The sequence below is a fragment of the Bradyrhizobium genosp. SA-4 str. CB756 genome (assembly GCF_000473125.1).
Classification (GTDB): Bacteria; Pseudomonadota; Alphaproteobacteria; order Rhizobiales; family Xanthobacteraceae; genus Bradyrhizobium; species Bradyrhizobium arachidis.
Window position 1 is genome coordinate 2,577,721 of the sequence record NZ_KI421499.1, and the last position, 21,220, is coordinate 2,598,940.

Genomic DNA, 21,220 nt, shown 5'->3' on the forward strand with positions numbered 1-21,220 from the left:
CGCGATGTACGATGTCATTGTCGTCGGCGGCGGCTCCGCCGGCGCCGCCGTGGCGGCCAGGCTCTCCGAGGATCCGGCGCGGCGCGTCCTGCTGTTAGAGGCGGGCCTCGACTGGCGCGCCGACGAGGCGCCCTGGGAGGTGAGGACGCCAAATCCCATCCCGATCATCCACAAGCGCGAGTTTCAGGAGAAATGGCAATGGCCTGATCTCCTGACGCGCCGTGTGGCGGGGCAGGAGCCGCGCTTCTACTGGCGCGGCAAGGGGCTCGGTGGTTCATCGATGATGAACGGCCAGATCGCCATCCGCGGGGTTGCCGATGCGTTCGACGAATGGGCGGCCAATGGCTGCACAGGCTGGTCGGCGAAAGAGGTGATGCCGCTGTTCTCCGTGATCGAGGACGATCTTGAGTTCGGCGACACCGCAGGCCACGGACGCGGCGGACCGCTGCCGGTCTATCGTGCGCCGCCCGAGAAGTGGGGCCCGATCGACCGGGGCTTGCGCGACGCCGCGCTGGCGAGCGGCTATCCCTGGTGCGCCGACCTCAACGGTCCTGACGGCGAGGGCGTCGCCTGCTATCCCATCAACAGCCGCAACTTGCGCCGCATCACCACCAACGAGGGGTATCTAGAGCCCGCACGCGGCCGCGCCAATCTGGAGATCCGCGGGCACGCGCTGGTCGATCGCGTTCTGATCAGCGACGGAAGGGCAACCGGCCTCCGTGTCCATTTCGAAGGGCAGGGCACCCAGGAGATCAGCGCGCGCCAGATCGTGCTGTGCGCCGGCGCCATCCACAGCCCGGCGATCCTGCTGCGCTCGGGCATCGGGCCGGCCGAGGAGCTGAAGGCGATGGGGATCGCGGTCGAGCGTGACCTGCCGGTCGGCCGCCACTTCTTCGACCACCCGCTGTTTCGCGCCACCATCCAGCTCCACGAAAACCTGCGGCCCACCGACCCGGACACCCGCCACACCAATTGCTGCGTGACGTATTCCTCGGGCCTCGCCAATGGCGGCAAGCGCGACATGATCCTGATCGCGTTCAACCATCGCGGCATCGGCGTGCCCGGCGCGATCGGCGCCGGGCTGTTCAACGCCTATTCGCGCGGCACGCTCAAGCTGGCCTCGACCGACCCATCCATCGATCCCATCGTCGAGGAGAACATGCTGGCCGATCCGCGCGACATGCTGCGGATGATGGACGCGGTGAGGCGTCTTGCCGTGATCACCTCGCAGCCGGCGCTATCGGGCATCGCCGACTGGATCAGGCTGACCGACACCGACCTGACGCTGCCGCAGGCAGCCAGCCTGCCCGATCACGAGCTCGATGCGCTGCTGCGACGAGAGACCGGCGACATCCAGCACGCCGCTGGCACTTGCCGCATGAGCGGCGCTGGCGACGGCGATGGCGTGGTCAATCCCGATGGCACGGTGAAAGGAATCAGCGGCCTGCGCGTCGCCGACGCTTCGATCATGCCGTCCGACTGCCGCGCCAATACCCACTTCACGACGGTGGTGATCGGCGAGGCGATCGCGCGAATGATGATGCGGTAGGATTAACTCCGCTACACGTTTCAAACAGCGGGCGAACGTTCGCCTTCTCGCGGCGCGTTTTCGCCCGAGGTCTGCTCCGTCGCAACGCCCTCGTAGAGACAAGGGCGCAGGGAAGGCCGAGCGCCGGCTGGCACCCGCAGATCCGTGCGCTACGAAAAATGCACACGGGGTGGACCACAGGTTCGCCGGATCGCCCGGCCTTCCCTGCGCGAATGGTTTTAACGGTGTCCTTCGTGCTCTCCTCGGGGAGCGATGCACTATTGCCCCCGTCGCCTTGCGGATGGCTGATGCGCGTGTCCGGTCGGATCGTCGCATCACCGCAAGACTTGACGCACAGACCCCGGGCGTCAGGACCACACGACTTCTCCGTCCGCGCACGTCTTCGCTGGGACCTTCGAGGGCTGGCGCGTGCTCACACCCGAAGCCATACGAAGACGCTGTCGGCGTCGTGTCGTACGCGCGAAGCGATTGCTCACAGCGAAGCCGCCCTGCAATGCCGATCGCGCCCGACGCCGTCGCGTCCATCGCTGCCCAGCCCGCGGTTCGTGACGATCGCGATCCGCCCCTTGTCTCGGGCCAGGGTGTTTCGTTTGTACGATAAATCCGAAATTCGGTAAAGTGGAATATTTGTGAGGGGCGGGCTTGACGAGCCATGAGCCGGGCCCGTTGCGACTGTTTTGCCCGACGGATGGGGAGCCGTGTGGGGGCCGAGGCCCCGGGGCTTATCTACCTTTCGACGGCCAGGCCGACAGCGGCCGGAGCTGTGTTCCCGGGATAGTGACGGAGTGATGTGCGCGAAGATGCTTTGATGCAGCAAAGCGGCGCGGGCGCTCGCCAAGGCAGCTCATGAAGGCAGAGCGGAAGCTGCTCCCTTTGGTCATCTGCGAGGGCTCTGACCCAGAGCAGAAGAGAAGCTCGCACCACTTGTACCGCTCCAATGCATCGAATCCGCAAGTTAGGTCAAGGCTGCTGAATGACCATCGATCGCGTAATGCACGCAAGGATACTGATCTAGATCAAGCCGAAGCGTCCAGCCTGGAGTGAAGAATTAAAAAGGGCAGAGCTATTGCAGAGGAGGATCAGATGATTTCTCGGCGAAATGCTCTTTCTTCTCTCGGATGGGCGACAGCGTTTGGGCTGATCGCGCTTCCTTCGACATTGACGCCGACGGAGGCAGAAGCCCAGACGGCCGGCATGGAACGGCGTCAGGATCGGCGTGAAGGGCGACGCGATCGCCGGGAAGACCGACGCGATGCCCGGCAGGATCGCCGTGAAGATCGGCGCGACGCACGCGAGGATCGCCGTGAGAACCGTCTCGGCGGCACCACGACGGGAAGCGCCGGTAGCACAACCGGCACGGTTGGAGCCGCCCCGAAGTAACTTGCCGGGCAGAGCAGACATCATTCTCATAAGGGAAACGATGGATGTGTTGAAGCGTGTGCTGATTGCCGTTTCGACTTTCGTGTGCGCCGGCCTGACGTCTGCCAGTGAGTCCATGCGGAGAAAATGACATGACAAGAAATGCCAAGCTACTTGGTCTGATCGTGACCACCGCACTCTTCGCGGCAGCTCCGTTGTCGCTCCGTTACTCGGTGGCGGAAGGGCCGTCCGTTGCCGTTGACGAAGCGCAAGCGCGAGTCGGAAGGCCTCTTACACCGATGAGCGTAGCTGGGGTCAACCGCAGAGTGCACCGCCGCGCCTATTATGGTGCGGCAGCGGCGGGGGCTGCGGCTTATGGCGCGTATAACTATCGCCGGGCATGCGGATACGCGCCGTATCCGCCCTGCTATTAGCGGGCTCTCGCGAGGCTCGTCGCGTCTCGCGTGACGACGAGCCTCGGTGGGCGGATGCTGCCGGACTCTCGCGCTGCGTGCCAGCAAAATGTTCTCTTAGCGGTCCCCGGGATTTGGCGCTGCGAGCGCGATCCGGCGATCATGTATCAGATTTTCGAGACGATGGGCCGCTACATTCAGCGTGGCTGTATCGAGGCCGGCCTCATCTTCGCTGACCTGGGTGCGCTGGGCAGATAGAACCTTGTCGATCTCGTTCTCGATCTCCAACAGTTCCGTTTCGTTTCGGGCGAGTCTTATTCGTCGCGCCAGTGCATAGAGCGAATCCAGCGCCGGTTCTTTCGGCTTGAGGTCGCCAGATCGCAAAAAGTGCCAGGCCGCCGTGAGCACGGTGGCAAGCGCCCCGAGCCCCATTGGCGCGAGGAAGATGGCGTTGCTCCATTTGTCCAGGAAGGTTTGCTGGTTCCCGTTGTAGAACTCAGCGGCGCCAGGATGAACAGGAAGATAGGCGCCTGCCTCGATATCCGGCGCCTTGAACTGCGCGAGGATCGGCATTTCGGGCAAGACATCTCTGCGAGCGGTCGTCAGCGCCTGAGTGAAGTTGGCAATCAAATCGTTCCCAAGGCTCTTCCTGCCGATCAAATAGAAGGAAACCTGCAACGTGGTGACGTCGTCTTCGGGAACGGGGGGCGATCCGCGCAAAGTACCCTTCGGGATGTCGAAGCTTTCGTAAGCGCGCTCTTTCTCAGCAATCGCCCCCGCGTTTTCGATCGGGATCAGGACCGGAGCGGTCTTCGCACTTTGTGGGAATAGCCCACGCACCAGAGACAGGTACTTGTCGCTAAGCGGTATCACGAACAGTGCGGCACGTATCTCTTTGGTTTCAAAGGCTCGACGGACCTGATCGAGTGCGACAGTCTTGAATACAACATTGGAGCGATCGAGGTCATATGCCTTTCTCAGCACGCTGACGATCTTCTGATTGGTGTCGCCCGCGACGACCCCCACTGTCATGCGCTTGAGGTCGGCCATGTCCGTGAGTGGAGAGCCCGGCGGTGCGACAAGCATCGCCACGGCCTGCGCCAGCACGACGATCGCCTGTGCCTGGGAAAGGTCGCCGACATCTCCTCGGACGACTGCAAGGTCTGTCTTTCCAGACGAAAACGCATCGGCAGACTCGATTGGGCCGGTGGTCTCAACCACCTTCAGCCGCACCGGCGCGTTGTTGACGGCGAGCCTGCTCGCGAGCGCCGATACGATTTTGGTGGCATCGCCGTCGAACGAGCCGACTGCGATCGAAAGTGTCACGGGCCGGACGTACCAGCGGTAAGCATACAGGCTCGTACCCCCGACCAGCAACGCCAGCATCAGTAGGATGAGGAGCCGAAGCCATCTCGGCAGATTGGCGCCGGCTAAGCGGATTCGCGACGAATGATCCATGGTGCCTGCGGCCTTTTGCGCTCGACGCAAGACCTTGTTGCCTGAGACGCGCCCAATTGTCGGGCGCGTCCCCCGGCCGCGAACCAAGGCGCGCGAGAGCCGTATCGATTGCGCCCGCTCCAAGTAAATCTTGTCCCGGCTCGCTTGATGCTTTTGATCTAGATCAAAAGCCAAGCCGCGGGCGCGAAGGGCGGACAGAACAGCCAATAGTCCCTGTGCGGCCGGCGCCCTTCGGCAGCAATCGGATGCGAAGAACCCGATGATTATCCGACTAGATCACCCCGGCCAGCCGCAGCGCCACGCCTACGGCGCAACTGCCCGCCAGCACCGTGAGCATTCCCAGCTTGAAGCGGAAGATCGCGGTCGCAGCTGCGATCGACAGCACGAGTGCGGGAATGTCGACGCTCTTCAGCACCGGCATGTCGAAATCCAGTGGGAAGGCGTGCACCGGCACGGTCTCGCGGAACAGCGTGTGCAGCGCGAACCAGATCGAGAGGTTGAGGATGACGCCGACGACCGCCGCGGTGATCGCACCGAGCGCGCCGGCGAGGCCGGTGTTGCCGCGCAGGCGCTCGATGTAGGGGGCGCCGACGAAGATCCAGAGGAAGCAGGGCGTGAAAGTGACCCAGGTCGCGAGCAATCCGCCGAGGGTCGCAGCTAATATCGGCGACAGCCCGCTCGGATCGCGATAGGCAGCCATGAAGCCGACGAACTGGAGCACCATGATCAGCGGGCCCGGCGTTGTCTCGGCCATGCCGAGACCGTCGAGCATCTCGTGCGGCTTCAGCCAGTGATAGTGCTCGACCGCCTGCTGGGCGACGTAAGCCAGCACCGCATAGGCGCCGCCGAAAGTCACCAGCGCCATTTTGGAGAAGAACAGCGCGATCTGGCTGAACACGTTGGCCTCGCCAAGGATCAGAAGCAGCGCGATCACCGGCACCAGCCAGAGCGCCAGCCACACCGCGCCGGTCCGGATTGCGCGTCCGGTGTCGGGCCGCACATGCTCGGGTACGGCCTCGCCGAGCATGCTGTCGATCGCGGCGGTGCTGCCACCGTGGCCGTGCGCGGCCGGAGCGAATTCGGGCCGGCCGGCTCGTGCCCCGATATAGCCGATCAGGCCCGCGGCAATGATGATGATCGGGAAGGGGACCGCGAAGAAGAAGATCGCGATGAAGGCCGCGGCCGCGAGCGCGATCATGATGCGGTTCTTCAGCGCGCGCCTGCCGACGCGCACCACGGCCTCGACGACGATGGCGAGGACGGCGGCTTTCAGGCCGAAGAACAGCGCCTCGACGAAGCTGACATTGCCGAAGGCAGCATAGACGTAGCTGAGGCCCATGATGGCGATGATGCCGGGCAGGATGAACAGTCCGCCCGCCATCAACCCGCCGGCGGTGCGATGCAAGAGCCAGCCGACATAGGTCGCGAGCTGCTGGGCCTCCGGTCCCGGCAGCAGCATGCAGTAGTTCAGCGCATGCAGGAAACGTCCCTCGGAAATCCAGTTCTTCTCCTCGACCAGGATGCGGTGCATCACCGCGATCTGGCCCGCGGGGCCGCCAAAACTCAAGGACGCGACGCGCAGCCAGACGCGGAAGGCCTCGTTGAAGCTGATGCCGTGACCGGCATCAGCTCCCGTCTGCTTGGCGCGGGTGTCCATTACGCCTTCACCTTGTTGGTCGGCCAATTGTGGGTCTCGGCCGTGGCGTCGCGGCACCAGCGGTAGAAGGCGTCGTAGAGCAGCATGCCGGCCTCGAGTTGTTCGAGGTCGTCGTCATACATCCGCGACAGCCCGAGCGAGGCGGCGAGCAGGCCCGGGGCCTCCGGCGCCAGGTCCGGCCGCGCGGTGTCAGCGCCGCGCACCATGGTTGCGAGCCGGAGCAGCGGCGGCGTGGCGATGCCGAACTCCTCGATCATCACATCGAAGGTGCAGAGCTCGCCGCGGTGGCTCCAGAACACGTTCTCGATGTCGAACGGGGCGGCATTGAAGCGCTCGCCGACGGCGACCACCTCGGACGGCGCCACATAGAGGAACACCGCATTGGGATCGACGAAGCGCCGGATCAGCCAGGGGCAGGCGATGCGGTCGATCTTCGGCCGTGCCCGCGTCACCCAGACGGTGCGTCCTTTGGCGTCGCGCGGCGGCAGTTTCCGCGTGTCGAGCAGTGGCAGCTTGGCCGCTTTCCAGCCTTCGAAGCCGTCTTCCAGGGTTTCGGCGTCAGCGCCGAGCTGCCTCAGCCAAGCCGCTGTGCCCTGTGCGAGCTTGGCGCCGCGCAGGCAGGAGACGATGGCGGAGCGGCCGGCAAATTCGCCGCCCCATTCCGCAACAGTCTCGTGGCTGAGCTTGATCGAGCCTGGGATCAGCCGCCGGTCGGCGGCGAAATCCTCCTCGGTGCGGACATCGATCAGGACAGGAGCATTGGCCGTGCCAATCAGGCGCGCCAATTTGTCGGACGATATGGTCGTGAAAGTAGACATGTTGATGCGTCCTCGTAGGAACCGAACGGGACGCGATACTTGGGCATGTCGCCTCGTGGGGAGATCGCTCAATCCCCATAGGCTGATTACAGCTAAACTAAACGGAACTGTCAATGCGCGAGGCGATTGGGCCTTAGAAAATTGCTGTCTGCCGGTCTATATTGCTGACTGACTGAGCTGAATTGTCTGGAGAATTCGATGCATTCCCACTCCATTGAACAGTGGACCCACGACCACGCCTTCCTCGGAGAAAAACACGACGAGAACGAGCGGCGCACCTGGTTCGTGGTCGTCCTGACGCTGGTCATGATGGTCGGCGAGATCGTCGCCGGCTCGCTGTTCGGCTCGATGGCGCTGCTCGCCGACGGCTGGCACATGGGTACGCATGCGGCGGCGCTCGGCATTGCTGCCTTCGCCTATCGTTTCGCGCGCCGGCACCTCGGCAATGCGCATTTCACCTTCGGCACCGGCAAGTTCGGCGATCTCGCCGCCTTCGCCAGCGCGATCATCCTGGGATTGATCGCGGTCGAGATCGCCTATGAGAGCGTGCTGCGGCTGATCACGCCGGTGCCGATCGTCTACGGCGAAGCGATTGCGGTCGCCGCGCTCGGCCTTTGCGTCAACCTCGCCAGCGCGTGGCTGCTGCGCGACAGCCATGATCACCATCATCACGGCCATGATCATGGCCACAGCCATGCGCATCATGACCACGACGATCATGATCATCATCACCACCCTCATCACGACAACAACCTCCGCGCTGCCTATGTCCACGTCATGGCGGATGCCGCAACCTCCGTGCTGGCCATCGGCGCGCTGGTGGTCGCGATGTATTCAGGATGGGTCTGGGCCGATCCGGCCGTCGGCCTGATCGGCAGCGTCGTGATCGCGAGCTGGGCCTTCGGTCTGATCAAGTCGTCAGGGGCGGTGCTGCTCGACGTGCGCGCCGATGAGAAGCTGGAGCGGGTGATCCGCGCGCGCATGGAGGTCGGCGAGGACCGCGTCACCGACCTGCATCTCTGGCAGGTCGGCCCCGGCCATTGCGCCGTGCTGGTCTCGCTGGTGTCGGACAAGCCGAAGCAGCCGGCCGTCTACAAGAAGCGGCTCGCCGGGTTGAAGCGGCTCAGCCACATCACGGTCGAGGTCGAGACCTGCCCACATTGACGTGATCCGCGCGAGCGGAATTCAGCGGTGCGGCCGGGGTTGATCCTCGGTCGCAGCCCCTGCAGGGCGCTTGCCAAGGAGGGACCAAGGATGATGCCCAGACTCAAGCTCGCTCTCGTCGTTGCCACGCTCGCCTTGTCAAGCCAGGCAGCTGTCGCGCAGACCGGCGTCGAAAAGCTCTACGTCCTCAATTGCGGCGAGGGCACAGCCGGCGACATCTCGCGCTGGACGCCCGGCCTCAACGAAGGCAAGTCGATGGACTTCGTCGACAGCTGCTATCTGATCAAGCACGCCAAGGGCTGGTTCCTGTGGGACACCGGCATCGCAGACTCCGTTGCGGCCATGCCGAACGGCCTTGCGCCTGCCGATCCCAAGGCCGTGACCTGGCGTCGGCCGAAGACGCTTGCTGCGCAGCTCGAACAGCTCGGCCTCAAGCCTGACGACATCAAGGCGATGGCGGTCTCGCACACGCATCCCGACCATATCGGCAATGTCGAGCTGTTCCCGCAGGCGACGCTCTACGTCCAGAAGGCTGAATATGACTGGCCCGGCGCCAACAACGAGCCGCGGTTCAAGCCGTCGCATCCCGTCGAGGTGCTGACGGGCGACAAGGATGTGTTCGGCGACGGCAGCGTGACCATTCTGTCGACACCCGGTCATACGCCGGGACATCAGTCGCTGCTGGTGAGGCTGCCGAAGACCGGCGCGGTGGTGCTCTCCGGCGACGCCGTCCATTTCAAAGACAATTGGGACAACCGCCGCGTCCCCAGCATGAACGCCAACAAGGAGATGAGCGCGGCCTCGATGCAGAAGATCGCCGACACGCTCGACAAGGAGAAGGCGCAGCTCTGGATCAACCACGACAAGGTCCAGCGCGACGGTCAGAAGATGGCGCCGGAGTTTTACGACTGACGTGCGCCACGCTCCTGCTGCCATGACGTTGGCAGCAGGAATGTGCTAGCCGCCTCCGCGAAGCTCCGAAACAGGAGACGAAGCGTGGGCGAGTGGTTTGGGGTTGCGATCGCGCTTGTCTCGAGCAGCATCGGCGGCACCGCCGCGGCGATCACACGCTATCTGGTCGGCGGGGCCGATCCCATCCTGCTTGCGATCCTGCGCTGGGGCATCGGCTTTCTCTGCCTCCTGCCGTGTGCGCTTGTGCTCCGTGTGCGCTGGCCGCCGCGCGCCGATTGGCCTTCCGTGGCGCTGCTCGGCATCTGCTTCTTCGGCCTGTTCTTCATCCTCTACAACATCGCGGTGTCCTATACGACCGCCGCCCGCGCCAGCCTGGCGCTGGCGACGCTGCCGCTCCACACCATGGTGGTCGGTGCGATCCTGGGCGTGGAGCGGCTGACGGTGCGCAAGATCACGGGCGTTGCCATCGCCGTGCTCGGCGTGACAGCGGCCTTGGCCGCGGGCCTCGCGCAGAGCCCGCCGGGGGCCTGGCGCGGCGAGTTGATCATGACCGGGGCGGTGTTCTGCATGGCATTCTACAACGTGCTGTCACGGCCGCTGATGCAACGCTCCAGCGCGCTCGGCTTTCTCACGGTCGGCATGGGCGCGGGCGCCCTCGTGCTGGTGCTGGCAGGCCTTGTGAAGGGCAGTTTTGCAGCACTCGATCACTTCACGACGGGACAGTGGATCGCCGGCATCTATCTGGGGATCGGCGGCGGCGCGCTCGCCTTCATCCTCTGGGTCATGGCGCTGGCGCGGGCGACGCCGACCCGGGTCGCCAATACCATGACAGTCAATCCGATCGCCGCTGCATTGCTGGCGGCGCTGCTGATCGGCGAGCCGATCACGCCCAATCTTCTGGTCGGGCTGATCGCCGTGTTCACCGGCATCTGGATCGCGACCAGCGAGGCGAAGAAAGCCTAGCTCCGGGGCGCGGCGCGGATCAGGAACAACGCCGCCAGTGCCGACAGGCTGAGCGCGGAGGAAACGATCAGCACCTTGGCGCCCATGACGTCGATCAAGAGGCCAAAGGCCAGCGGCGCCACCGCCTGCGCCATCCGCGCCGGAGCCCCGATGATGCCGAGGCGGTAGCCGAAGTCCTTGGGGCCGAAGATCGACAGCGGCAGCGTGCCGCGGGCAATCGTCAGGATGCCGTTGCCCGAGCCGTGGAGCAGCGCAAAGGCGCTTGCGGCGGCGCCTCCGAAGATGGCCACCACGGCCGCTCCGATCGGATGGGTGAGGCAGGCAAGCCGCGTCGACCACAGCGGATGGAAACGGCTTAGGAAGCCGGCTTCGAGGACGCGCGCGGCCACCTGGGCCGGACCGATCAGCGCACCGGCCGCGATCGCCTCGACATGCGTCGCGCCGGTTGCTTCCACGATGCGCGGGAAATGCACGGCCATCGCACCGGTGACGGTCCAGGCCGCGGCGAAGACGAAGGCGAGCAGGATCATGGTGCGGTCGAGCGGCACATGCGGCTTTTCCGCAGTCGCGGCCGCCTGCCTCGCGCCCTTGATCGACGGCAGCATGAAGAAGTTGAGGGGAAGGCCGATCAGGATGTTGGCGGCGGCCCAGGCAAAACAGGTCTCGCGCCAGCCGATATGGGCGAGGCCCCAGGCGGTGAGAGGCCAGCCGACGGTGGAGGCGAAGCCCGCCATCAGCGTGATGCCGGTGATCGAGCCGCGGGCTTCCGTGCCGTAGATGCGGCCGAGCGCGGCGAAGGCTGCGTCGTAAAGTCCCATCGCCATGCCGATGCCGAGCACGAGCCAGGCGAACGCCATCACCGCGACCGATTGCGAGAGGCCGAGCAGGACGAGGCCGGCGGCGATGGTCAGGTTGGAGGCCGACAGCACCTGCCGTCCGCCGACCAGATCGATCTGCCGCCCGATGCGCGGGCCGAGCATGGCTGAGATCACCAGCGAGGCCGAGAAAGCGCCGAAGACCCAGTTGGAGGAGACGCCGAGGTCGCGCGCCATGGGATCGGCGAGCAGCGCCGGCAGATAATAGCTGGAGGCCCAGGCCAGGGTCTGCGTGGTGCCAAGCGCCAGGATGATCGGAAGCTGGCGCTGGCTCATCCTCGCGCACTTCCGATTCTGGCCGACGAAATCATCATGTGAGGCATTTGCCGCCCGCCTCGCGCGCGCGTCAACCACGGCAGCGGCATGTTCGACCTGCAAGGGACGGGAGCCTTGCGCACGGACTGCGCGTGGTTTCCGCCTTTCGCTCGTCACGAATGCACGCCATAATGGCGTATGCAACTCACCTCCCGCCTTGCGCTGATGAACTGGCTGACCGGCCAGGGGCTCACCGGCCTGCCCGAAATCGACCTGCTCCGCGGCTTCTGCGAGCGCTGTCGCGCGGAGGGCCTGGAACTGTCGCGCGGGATGGTCGTCATCGACACGCTGCATCCGATCTACGAGGGCCGCGGCTTTCGCTGGAGCGACCGCCCCAGCAACGAGAGCGACGCCTTCGAATACGGCTCGACCGCCGAGGGCGACGCGGCCAGGAGCTGGCGCCGCTCGGTGTTCTTCCACATGCTCGAGCAGGGCCACGACGAGATGGTGATCGATCTCGCCGATGCCCCCTCGATGGATTTCTCGCAGATCGGCGAGCTCGCCGAGAAGGGCCACAAGCACTATCTCGCCTTCGTGCATCGCTTCGGCGAGAACGGCGCGCTCGGCCTGATGGACTGCCTTTATTCTTGCTGGACCACGCGCCGCGCGGAAGGCTTTGGCGAACAGGGGTTGGAGGCCCTGCGCGATCTCGTGCCGGTGCTGGGGCTCGCGATCAAGTCGGCGCAGCAGGTCGACATCGCACGCACGCTCGGGCGGGTCTATCTCGGCCGCGATGCCTCCGAACAGGTCTTGCGCGGACGCATCTCGCGCGGCGTCACCGAGCGCATCAACGCCGTGCTGTGGTATTCGGATTTGCGCGGCTCGACCGGGATCAGCGAGAGCATTGGTCCGGATGAGATCATCCCGTTCCTCAACGACTACGCTCAGGCCGTGATCGACGCGATCCATGACGCCGGCGGCGACGTCCTGAAGCTGATCGGCGACGGCGTGCTCGCGATGTTCACCGGCGAGGACATGGCGGATGCGCGCCGCGCGGCGCTCCGGGCCGAGCACCTCTTTCGCAAGAATGTCGCGGCGCTGAACGTGCGTCGCACCGCCGACGGCCGTCCCACCACGTCGGCCTATATCGGCCTGCATGTCGGCGAGGTCTTCTACGGCAATATCGGCAGCGAGGACCGGCTCGACTTCACCGTGGTCGGCCCCACCGTGAACGAGGTCAGCCGCATCGCCTCGATGAGCCGCTCGGTCGACCGCGAGCTGCTGGCTTCAGCGGAATTCTACAAGGGCCTCGACGCCGCGGGCCGGCGCTACCTCGTCTCCACTGGCCGATACGCCCTGCGCGGCATCGGCCGCGCGCAGGATCTCTACACGCTCGATCCGGAAGTCGATGCGAGCGAGCCGGTGGCTGGGAGTTACGAGCGGTACCTGGCGAATTAGCTCTCTGTCGTCCCTGCGAAAGCAGGGACCCATAACGCGTGACCTATCAAACGCGAACGGTGCTAGTTCCAACAAATGGCTCTGTAACTGAGAGCCTCCGTCAAACTTCTCCCTGTGATTATGGGTCCCCGCGTTCGCGGGGACGACGATCGAGATTGTTGCACCGGCGACGTCCTAGCACCGCGCGGCCACCTCATCTCCCACCATGCTCGGCTGCCGATCCAGCGCCACCGCGGGCGAGAGCCAAATGATCAGCGCCTGCACGCCGAACACGGCCGCCGCGAGATACAGGCACGCTTCCGCACTCCAGAGACCGCCGACGATCGCGCCCAGTGCCGAGCCCAGCGGGCGGGCGCCGTAGCTCATGATGTTGATGGCGGAGACGCGCCCCAAAAGGCGTGGCGGCGTCACCGACTGGCGCAGCGTCGTGGTCGAGATCACCCACAGGATCGGCCCGACCCCGAGCAGGAAGAAGCTGAGACCTGCGAGCCAGGGCGAGGGGACCAGCACCGTCAGCGCCATCACGACAGCGGCGACGAAGCCGGTGACCGGGCCGAGGCCGACCACGGTACCGAACGCGATGCGCTGCATCACGCGCGTGGCAAACAGCGCGCCGATCACCATGCCGACGCCGTACATGGTCAGCACGGTGCCGACGCCGGCGGCGGTCAGGCCGAGATGGCGCACGGCGTAAGGAACGAACACGGCGATTTGCAGGAACCAGCCGGTGTTGAAGATGAACTGGGTGATGAACACCGGCCGCAGCAGCGGATGGTGAAACACGAAGGCTGCGCCTTCGCGGATGTCCTGGAACGGATGCCGCCGGGGGGCGGGCGTACGCGCGGGCTCGTAGATGCCGGAGAGCAGCACGACCGCGATCGCCGAGAGCGCCGCGGCAAAGGCGAAGGCCGGGCTCGCGCCCCACCATCCCACCAGCGCGCCGCCGAGCGCAGGTCCGCTGGCGAAGGCAATGGTGCGCGCAAGCTCGATCCGGGCATTGGCTGCCGGCAAGAGGTCCGCGCTCACCAGCGAGGGCACTAACGCCGGCGCAGCCACGCTGTAGACGACGGTGCCGCACACCGCGGCAAAGCCGAGCAGCGCCAGCAGCGGCAGATTGAGCGCGCCGAGCGCGAGCAGCAGCACGATCGCTGCGAGCGCGGCGGCCCGCAGCGCCTCGGCGCCCGCCATCAGTGAGCGGCGGGAGATGCGGTCGGCGAGCAGGCCGGCGGGAATGGCGAACAGGACGAAGGGCAGGGTGAGGGCGGTCTGGAGCAGGCCGGTCTGGCCCTCAGCCACGCCCAGCGTCAGCACCGCGACGATGGGGGCCGCGGCCAGCGCGATCTGCTCGGCCGACTGCGCCGCGAGATTGGACCAGGCGAGGCGGTTGAAGGTGTCGGGGAGGCGGGGCGGATTTGACATGGCGCATTTCCTGCAAAGTCGGATTGACGCCAGTATCGGCCTCGGCGGCCGGCCAAACCCACCCGCTTCCCGACAAGTCCGGGGCAGCAAGGAGGCTCTGCGGGAACCGATCCGGCTAGATGCAGTTGCAAATGAGTTGCAATAAGCCTCGACTTCGGTATTCTGGCTTCATGGATGCCCGATCGCCTGACCTGAGCTCCGACGCCGCCGGCTGGCGCGCCGATGCGCCCACCACCAAGAGCCTCGCCGAAGTGAATGGCACGGTCGCCATCCCGGCGGCGGCGGCGTGGTGGCGGCGGCTGCTTGCCTTCGTCGGTCCGGGCTATCTGGTCTCGGTCGGCTATATGGACCCCGGCAATTGGGCGACCGACCTCGCCGGTGGTTCCAAGTTCGGCTACACGCTGCTCTCGGTCATTCTGCTCTCGAACCTGATGGCGATCCTGCTGCAGTCGCTGGCGGCGCGGCTCGGCATCGTCACCGACCGCGACCTCGCGCAGGCCTGCCGCGCGACCTATTCGCCGGCCGTCAACTTCTTGCTCTGGCTCGCCTGCGAAGCCGCGATCATCGCCTGCGATCTCGCCGAGGTCATCGGCACCGCGATCGCGCTGAAACTCCTGTTCGGCATTCCCCTGATCGGCGGTGCGCTGCTCGCCGCGCTCGATGCCTTCCTGCTGCTGCTCCTGATGAACCGCGGCTTCCGTTTCCTCGAAGCTTTCGTCATGGCGCTGCTCGCGGTGATCGCGGTCTGCTTCGCGGTCCAGATCGTCGCCGCTGCCCCGCCGGTCGCGGAAGTGCTGCACGGCTTCGTGCCGAAGACCGAGATCTTCACCAATTCGGAGATGCTCTACATCGCGATCGGCATCATCGGCGCGACGGTGATGCCGCATAATCTCTATCTGCACTCCTCGATCGTGCAGACGCGCGCCTACGAGCGCAACGACACCGGCCGCCGCGAGGCGATCAAATGGGCGACGACGGACTCGACCATCGCGCTGATGCTGGCGCTGTTCATCAACGCCGCGATCCTCGTCGTCGCAGCTGCGACCTTCCACAAGAGTGGCCATTCCGACGTCGCTGAGATCGGCCAGGCCTTCGAGCTGCTCTCGCCCTTGCTCGGCCTCGGCATCGCCTCGACGCTGTTCGCGGTGGCGCTGCTCGCCTCGGGCCTGAACTCGACGGTGACCGCGACGCTCGCCGGGCAGATCGTGATGGAAGGCTTTCTCGACCTGCGCCTGCCGAGCTGGGCGCGCCGCCTGCTCACGCGCGGCATTGCCATCATTCCGGTGATCATCGTCACCGCGATCTATGGCGAGCGCGGCACGGCCGATCTGCTGGTCTTCAGCCAGGTCGTGCTGTCGATGCAGCTGCCCTTCGCCGTGATCCCGCTGGTCCGCTTCGTCTCCGACCGCCGCAAGATGGGCAAGTTCGCGATACCGATGTCAGTCGCCGCGGTTGCATGGATCGTCGCGGGCGTGATCGTGGTTTTGAATGTGAAGCTGCTGGCCGATACGTTGTTTGGGTGAGAAGCGCGAATGGCGAGTGGCGAATAGCGAATGCAGTTCTAATCGCTATTCGCCACTCATCATTCGCCGCTCAATCCTGCGGCTCGGACGCCATATCGCCCTGTGCGTCGATGCGCAGCCAGCCTGACGGCGCGAGGCGCTGCTGCGGCAGGAAGCGGGCCTTGTAGTCCATCTTCTTGGAGCCCTCGATCCAATAGCCGAGATAGACGTAGGGCAAGCCTTGCCGGCGGGCGCGGGCGATGTGGTCGAGGATCATGAAGGTGCCCATCGAGCGACTGACCTGGCTCGGGTCGAAGAACGAATAGACCATCGACAGGCCGTCGCTGAGCACATCGGTGAGCGCGACCGCGATCAGCTCCTCGCCGCGGCCGGTGATGCCACTGTCGGGGCCGCGCTTGCGGTATTCGATGATACGGGTCTCGACATGGCTGTCCTCGACCATCATGGCGTAGTCGAGCACGGTCATGTCGGCCATGCCGCCATGGCGGTGGCGGGCATCGAGATAGGCGCGGAACACCGAATATTGCTCGGAGGTCGGCACCGCGCTGCGCTGCTCGCCGACGATGTCGGCGTTGCGCGCGAGCACCTTGCGGAAGTTGCGGGACGGACGGAACTCGTTGGCAACGACCCGGACCGAGACGCAGGCGCGGCACTGGTCGCAGGCCGGGCGGTAGGCGATCGACTGGCTGCGGCGGAACCCGCCATGGGTCAGAAGGTCGTTGAGGTCGCCGGCGCGGTCACCCACGAGGTGCGTGAACACCTTGCGCTCATGCCGGCCCGGCAGATAGGGGCAGGGCGACGGCGCCGTGAGGTAGAATTGCGGGGTATCGCGCGAGTGCTGGGTCAAGGGACGTCGTGGGCCTCCGAACTGAACATAAGCATCGCGCTACGGAAGTCCCTGGTCAATTGGCCTGCTCGGCAGATCAGATCAGACAGCTTAGTGGATCCGGGTTGATAGGTCGTTGATCACCGGGCTCTCAGTAGGTCCTGGCTGCCTGCGGCAGAGGGGCGCGCACGGAATTGTTGATGACGACCGTTCCCAGCACGAAATCGTGCAGGAGGCGACGGCGGCCGTTGAACAGGCCGACCAGCACCACGAAGGGCGTCAGGAACGAGACCGTCACCCAGAACAGCACGGCATGGGTGGCGCCGAGCACGAAATAGCCGGGCGCCCCGTACCAGGTGCGCAGCTCCAGATCCATCAGGCGCATGCCGATCGTTGCGGACGAGGGACCGCCGATGCAGGCGCCATAATAGACGATGGCCCAGACCACGGAGGCCGGCCAGGCGATCCCGAACAGCAGGAAGCCGACGCCGAGCGTGACCACGCCGAACACGAAAATGAAGATGTAGCCGAGGATCACCGGCACCGAGATGATGACGAGGTCGATCAGGAAGGCGAACGCCCGCCGCGTCGCAACGCCGCGGAACAGTTCCGGATGCAGGTCAGGGTCATAGGCATGCGGCTGCATCGCGCCGTCATTGCGCCAGGCGCCTGAACTACCCGAGTCATACGACATGATCCGTCCTCCGGAGGAAAACCCTCGGGGCAGGACATGGGAACAGGCCATCCCCGTGCCAAGGGCGCGAGGGTGTCAACAAGCCGAAATATTCCGGCGATTCGGGGGCGGTGCGGTTACCGTTGTCATTCGGGGGCAGTCCGCAGGACCGAACCCGGAATCTCGAGATTCTCAGGTGCGCAATTGCGCACCATAGTTCGATGCTGACGCATCGCCCCGGAATGACGGCGTCGCTCTTACGCCTGCGCCCGCAGCTTCTCCGCCACCTTCGGCGCAAAATAGCTGAGCACGCCGTCGGCGCCGGCACGCTTGAACGCCAAGAGGCTCTCCATCATCGCGCGCTCGCCGTCGAGCCAGCCGTTGCCGCTTGCTGCCGCGATCATCGCGTATTCGCCGGAGACCTGGTAGGCGAAGGTCGGCATCGCAAACGTGTCCTTCACGCGGCGGACCACGTCGAGATAGGGCATGCCGGGCTTCACCATCACCATGTCGGCACCCTCGGCGATGTCGAGCTCGACCTCGCGCAGCGCCTCGTCGGTGTTGGCGCTGTCCATCTGATAGGTGCGCTTGTCGCCGGTGAGTGTCTTGGCCGAGCCGATGGCGTCGCGGAACGGGCCGTAGAAGGCGGACGCGTATTTTGCGGCATAGGCCATGATCTGCACGTCGAGCAGCCCGGCGCGATCGAGCCCCTCGCGGATCGCCGCGACACGGCCGTCCATCATGTCGGACGGCGCGATGATGTCGCAGCCGGCCTCGGCCTGCACCAGCGCCTGGCGCACCAGCACGGCGACCGTCTCGTCGTTCAGAATCTTGCCGTCGGAGATCAGGCCGTCATGGCCGTGGCTGGTGAAGGGATCGAGTGCGACATCGCAAAGGATGCCGATCTCAGGAAACTCCTTCTTGATGGCGCGCACCGCCTGGCAGACCAGATTGTCCGGATTGGTCGCTTCCGAACCTTCCTCGTCGCGCAAGGACGGGTCGGTGTAGGGAAACAGTGCGAGGCAGGGGATGGTGAGCTTCATCGCCCGCTCGGCCTCGCGCACGGCCTGGTCGACGCTGAGGCGGTCGACGCCCGGCATCGAGGCGATCTGCTCGCGCTTGTTGTTGCCGTCGATCAGGAACAGCGGCCAGATCAGATCGTCCGTGGTGAGCACGTTCTCGCGCACCATCCGCCGGGCCCATTCGGCCTTGCGGTTGCGGCGCGGGCGGACCGTCAGATCGAGGGCATGGGGCACCGCGGTACCGGTCCCGCGCGACACCTCGCGCAATTCGATCGGACGTCCGTATTTGATCGCCATCACTCTTCCTCCGGCTGGAATTATTCTTATACCAGCTCGCATGGTTCCCGCCACCGCGGCTTGACCTGCCGCAAGAGATGGCGGCCGATTGATTTTGCGGGGCAAAGCAGCCAGAAGGGGGCATGTCCGAGATCTCCACCCGCGATGCGGCCCGCGACAGCGCCCTTGCAAGGGACGCTGCGCGCGACCATGCGATATCGGTCGCGGCGATCTCCTCCGAGCGGGCTCAGTCCGACGACAATGTCTGGACGCGCCGGCTCGTGCTGTTCCTGCGGGTGATGGCACTGCTCTCGATCCTGAAAGGCCTCTATCATTGGGCCCAGGTGACCGGCTTCGTCGGCGGCGAGGATGAGGCGTTCGAGAACCAGCCGATGGCCTGGCAGGCCGCAACCGTCTACTTCGCGGTGATCGAGCTCGTCGCCGCGGTCGGCCTCTGGCTGGCAACGCCGTGGGGCGCGGTGGTGTGGCTCACCACCGTGGTGTCGATGGCGGTGATCGAGTTGATGTTCCCCGGTATCTACGGCGGCAGCCTGATCGTGGTCGGGGTCGAGGCCTTCATGCTCGCCGCCTATCTCGCGCTCGCCTGGATGGCCGCGCGCGAACGGCCGCCGTAGCGATCGCGTGCGCAGGCTTCGTGTAGGATGGGTAGAGCGAAGCGAAACCCATCGATGCTGTCTCACGACGAGGATGGGTTTCGCTTCGCTCTACCCATCCTACGATCTGTTCAACTCCGGGACACGAGAGCGAAGCTCGCGAAGTCGTGCGCGTTGGTTGACCGCTGGTTGCCTAAAATTCGCGGTAAGTTTTCATTGACCAGTCTGTTCCGCCACAGCTGTTACGCGGCCGTTTCGAAACGGGGCGGGGCTGTTCTGGAATGCGACAGATGTGGCGGACGGAGGGTGAACAAGACCTTGCGAGGGTCAACAGAGGGTTGCGAAAAGTCCTTCTGGCACAGGCTTAATCCGCAATTCACTGTCTTAAATTCATGATCTCTTTATTCTCTTATTTAAGCCGATCTTCAAACGCCCCCCTTAAGTTGCACCTATCAGGCGGGACACAAGTTTCGTCGAATAAGTGTCGATAAAAACGACAACAGGGGAAGTGTCATGATGAAAGCCGTCGCAACTGCGGCAGATACGGCAGAGCGCGTCTCCGGCCAGCAAGGTTCGGTGCAGTCGCTCTATCTGGAAGCTTTGACTCTGGTGGAGCGGCTGCATCGCCGTCTCCTCGACGTCATCAAGGACGAGTTCGATCGCCGCGGCCGCGCGGACATCAATTCGGTGCAGGCGCTCTTGCTCTACAACATCGGCGACAAGGAGCTGACCGCGGGCGAGTTGCGCACGCGCGGCTACTATCTCGGCTCCAACGTCTCCTACAATCTGAAGAAGCTCGTCGAGCTCGGCTTCCTCGATCATCAGCGCTCGCGCGTTGATCGCCGCTCGGTGCGCATCCGCCTGACCCCGCAGGGCCAGGAAGTCCGCCGCATCGTCGACGCGCTCTATCAGAAGCACGTCAAGACGGTCGAGCAGGTCGGTGGCATCTCGGGCGAGGAGTTCTCCACGCTCAACAAGTCGCTGCACCGTCTCGAGCGGTTCTGGACCGACCAGATCCTGTACCGGCTCTGAGTTTTTCCGAGGGATCAAGGCCAAGCCGGCCCCACAACAAGACCGGCAAGCCTCCCGAACGTGCCTAACTTCCCCAAGCGCGCCGGCCCGGCTTTGCCCGGACCGGTGCGTTTTGCTTTTTGCGACTGCGAAAAAAATCGACGGCACTGCGGAACCAGCGTCCGGCTCGCCGCTTATCTCCTTCGGATCGGAGAAATGTCGATGTTGGTCGAGCGCGGGCTTCAGGCGATGAACGTGGAACTCGTGAGCGAGGCCTACGCCATCGCTGCGAACTACCTCCGCCGTTCTGGCGCGATTCCCGACTCCCTCGTCACCGACGAGCGCCTGCTCGGGATCATCATCAAGCTGCTCCAGCACGGCGAATTCAACAAGATCAGGCTCGCCAACAAGGCGATCGTCCGGTTCGAGGCTGAGGCCGAGGCCCGCGCGGTTGCCTGATCAAGACTCCCCGAAATTGGAAGAACCAGAGGGTGCCATGGAAGCTGCCATCGATCGCATCATGCAGACCTATGACCTGCTCGCCAACCGCACCGCTGCGGCCAGCGAGGAGGCGCGCATGAAGGTGACGAACTACCTCAATATTCTGGTGGAAGCCGGCGAGAAGGACACCCACCGGTTGACTGTCTGCGGCTTGACCTATCTGCGCCAGCTCGACGGCAGCGTGGACCCGGTGAAGGCGGGGTATACGGGGTTGTAGTGGCGATCTGGCCCTCATCGGGCTTGGGCCGGTATGGGGGAATTTAAGGTCCAAAACGGCCTCTTCGGAGAGATCGGCAAGGGAGCGAGTTCATAGAACCCGCCTTGGGGCGGAAAACCTTCAATCCCCACCATATCTTGCATAATTATCAGGCCCGACCCGCAAATGCTTGGCCGGGGGCGGGCGATGTGGTAGATCGCGCGTGCTTCCGATCGCCACACCAGACCCGCCCGTAGCCTGCCAAAAGGCTGCGGCGG

Annotated in this window: 19 protein-coding genes; 10 read left to right on the plus strand and 9 right to left on the minus strand. The window is 64.9% G+C overall.

Features of this window, described 5'->3' with window-relative positions; all coding sequences use genetic code 11:
- Positions 1 to 4: 4 nt before the first annotated feature.
- Positions 5 to 1,549, plus strand: a complete 1,545-nt coding sequence (locus BRAGE_RS0112710; RefSeq protein ID WP_027559593.1) for a GMC family oxidoreductase — start codon at positions 5 to 7, stop codon at positions 1,547 to 1,549.
- A gap of 1,011 nt (positions 1,550 to 2,560) precedes the next feature.
- Here BRAGE_RS0112710 and BRAGE_RS54505 read toward each other — a convergent pair.
- The 4 genes from BRAGE_RS54505 to BRAGE_RS0112730 form a co-directional block, all read right to left on the minus strand.
- Positions 2,561 to 3,046: a hypothetical protein gene (locus BRAGE_RS54505; protein WP_156950856.1), complete on the minus strand. Its 486-nt coding sequence runs from the start codon at positions 3,044 to 3,046 to the stop codon at positions 2,561 to 2,563.
- 392 nt (positions 3,047 to 3,438) lie between these two features.
- Entirely contained in the window at positions 3,439 to 4,779 is a 1,341-nt protein-coding gene (locus BRAGE_RS0112720) for a TAXI family TRAP transporter solute-binding subunit (protein ID WP_027559591.1), read from the minus strand.
- Between the two features lie 271 nt (positions 4,780 to 5,050).
- The gene (gene chrA / locus BRAGE_RS0112725; protein ID WP_027559590.1) at positions 5,051 to 6,436 is read right to left on the minus strand and encodes a chromate efflux transporter; all 1,386 of its coding nucleotides are present in this window, start codon (positions 6,434 to 6,436) and stop codon (positions 5,051 to 5,053) included.
- The gene (locus tag BRAGE_RS0112730) at positions 6,436 to 7,254 is read right to left on the minus strand and encodes a chromate resistance protein ChrB domain-containing protein (RefSeq protein ID WP_027559589.1); all 819 of its coding nucleotides are present in this window, start codon (positions 7,252 to 7,254) and stop codon (positions 6,436 to 6,438) included. The genes chrA and BRAGE_RS0112730 overlap by 1 nt, the downstream gene beginning before the upstream one ends.
- A gap of 198 nt (positions 7,255 to 7,452) precedes the next feature.
- Here BRAGE_RS0112730 and dmeF point away from each other — a divergent pair, with 198 nt between their 5' ends.
- The 3 genes from dmeF (at position 7,453) to BRAGE_RS0112745 (ending at position 10,293) form a co-directional block, all read left to right on the plus strand.
- Positions 7,453 to 8,418, plus strand: coding sequence for a CDF family Co(II)/Ni(II) efflux transporter DmeF (gene dmeF / locus BRAGE_RS0112735; RefSeq protein ID WP_027559588.1), 966 nt, complete (start codon positions 7,453 to 7,455; stop codon positions 8,416 to 8,418).
- Between the two features lie 90 nt (positions 8,419 to 8,508).
- On the plus strand, positions 8,509 to 9,330 hold the full coding sequence (locus BRAGE_RS0112740; RefSeq protein WP_027559587.1) for an N-acyl homoserine lactonase family protein: 822 nt from the start codon (positions 8,509 to 8,511) through the stop codon (positions 9,328 to 9,330).
- Between the two features lie 84 nt (positions 9,331 to 9,414).
- Positions 9,415 to 10,293, plus strand: coding sequence for a DMT family transporter (locus BRAGE_RS0112745; protein WP_027559586.1), 879 nt, complete (start codon positions 9,415 to 9,417; stop codon positions 10,291 to 10,293).
- On the opposite strand, the gene BRAGE_RS0112750 is transcribed toward BRAGE_RS0112745, so the two are convergent.
- Positions 10,290 to 11,444 carry an MFS transporter gene (locus tag BRAGE_RS0112750; protein ID WP_027559585.1) on the minus strand — a complete coding sequence of 385 codons (1,155 nt, stop codon included), beginning with the start codon at positions 11,442 to 11,444 and terminating at the stop codon, positions 10,290 to 10,292. The genes BRAGE_RS0112745 and BRAGE_RS0112750 overlap by 4 nt on opposite strands.
- A gap of 177 nt (positions 11,445 to 11,621) precedes the next feature.
- Between BRAGE_RS0112750 and BRAGE_RS0112755 the strand changes: the two genes are divergently transcribed.
- The gene (locus BRAGE_RS0112755) at positions 11,622 to 12,881 is read left to right on the plus strand and encodes an adenylate/guanylate cyclase domain-containing protein (RefSeq protein WP_027559584.1); all 1,260 of its coding nucleotides are present in this window, start codon (positions 11,622 to 11,624) and stop codon (positions 12,879 to 12,881) included.
- Between the two features lie 174 nt (positions 12,882 to 13,055).
- Here BRAGE_RS0112755 and BRAGE_RS0112760 read toward each other — a convergent pair whose 3' ends face one another.
- Positions 13,056 to 14,300 (minus strand): MFS transporter, encoded by a 1,245-nt coding sequence (locus tag BRAGE_RS0112760; protein WP_027559583.1) that lies wholly within the window; start codon positions 14,298 to 14,300, stop codon positions 13,056 to 13,058.
- Between the two features lie 170 nt (positions 14,301 to 14,470).
- On the opposite strand from BRAGE_RS0112760, the gene BRAGE_RS0112765 reads away from it, so the two are divergent.
- Positions 14,471 to 15,823, plus strand: coding sequence for an Nramp family divalent metal transporter (locus BRAGE_RS0112765; protein ID WP_027559582.1), 1,353 nt, complete (start codon positions 14,471 to 14,473; stop codon positions 15,821 to 15,823).
- A 70-nt stretch (positions 15,824 to 15,893) separates the two neighbouring features.
- Here the strand turns inward: BRAGE_RS0112765 and BRAGE_RS0112770 are convergent, their stop codons facing one another.
- The 3 genes from BRAGE_RS0112770 to hemB all read right to left on the minus strand — a co-directional run bounded on the left by BRAGE_RS0112770 (position 15,894) and on the right by hemB (position 18,641).
- Positions 15,894 to 16,670, minus strand: a complete 777-nt coding sequence (locus tag BRAGE_RS0112770) for an arginyltransferase (RefSeq protein WP_027559581.1) — start codon at positions 16,668 to 16,670, stop codon at positions 15,894 to 15,896.
- A gap of 130 nt (positions 16,671 to 16,800) precedes the next feature.
- Complete coding sequence (locus tag BRAGE_RS0112775; protein ID WP_027559580.1) at positions 16,801 to 17,343, minus strand: RDD family protein; 543 nt, start codon at positions 17,341 to 17,343, stop codon at positions 16,801 to 16,803.
- A 236-nt stretch (positions 17,344 to 17,579) separates the two neighbouring features.
- On the minus strand, positions 17,580 to 18,641 hold the full coding sequence (hemB, locus tag BRAGE_RS0112780; RefSeq protein WP_027559579.1) for a porphobilinogen synthase: 1,062 nt from the start codon (positions 18,639 to 18,641) through the stop codon (positions 17,580 to 17,582).
- A gap of 122 nt (positions 18,642 to 18,763) precedes the next feature.
- Here hemB and BRAGE_RS0112785 point away from each other — a divergent pair, with 122 nt between their 5' ends.
- From BRAGE_RS0112785 to BRAGE_RS0112800, 4 genes are all read left to right on the plus strand, one after another.
- Positions 18,764 to 19,255 carry a DUF6163 family protein gene (locus BRAGE_RS0112785; protein ID WP_027559578.1) on the plus strand — a complete coding sequence of 164 codons (492 nt, stop codon included), beginning with the start codon at positions 18,764 to 18,766 and terminating at the stop codon, positions 19,253 to 19,255.
- Positions 19,256 to 19,747: 492 nt separating this feature from the next.
- Positions 19,748 to 20,266 carry a transcriptional regulator LdtR gene (gene ldtR / locus BRAGE_RS0112790; RefSeq protein ID WP_018320040.1) on the plus strand — a complete coding sequence of 173 codons (519 nt, stop codon included), beginning with the start codon at positions 19,748 to 19,750 and terminating at the stop codon, positions 20,264 to 20,266.
- Between the two features lie 201 nt (positions 20,267 to 20,467).
- Positions 20,468 to 20,704 carry a hypothetical protein gene (locus BRAGE_RS0112795; RefSeq protein WP_027559577.1) on the plus strand — a complete coding sequence of 79 codons (237 nt, stop codon included), beginning with the start codon at positions 20,468 to 20,470 and terminating at the stop codon, positions 20,702 to 20,704.
- 37 nt (positions 20,705 to 20,741) lie between these two features.
- The gene (locus tag BRAGE_RS0112800; RefSeq protein WP_027559576.1) at positions 20,742 to 20,963 is read left to right on the plus strand and encodes a hypothetical protein; all 222 of its coding nucleotides are present in this window, start codon (positions 20,742 to 20,744) and stop codon (positions 20,961 to 20,963) included.
- The last annotated feature ends 257 nt before the right edge of the window (positions 20,964 to 21,220 follow it).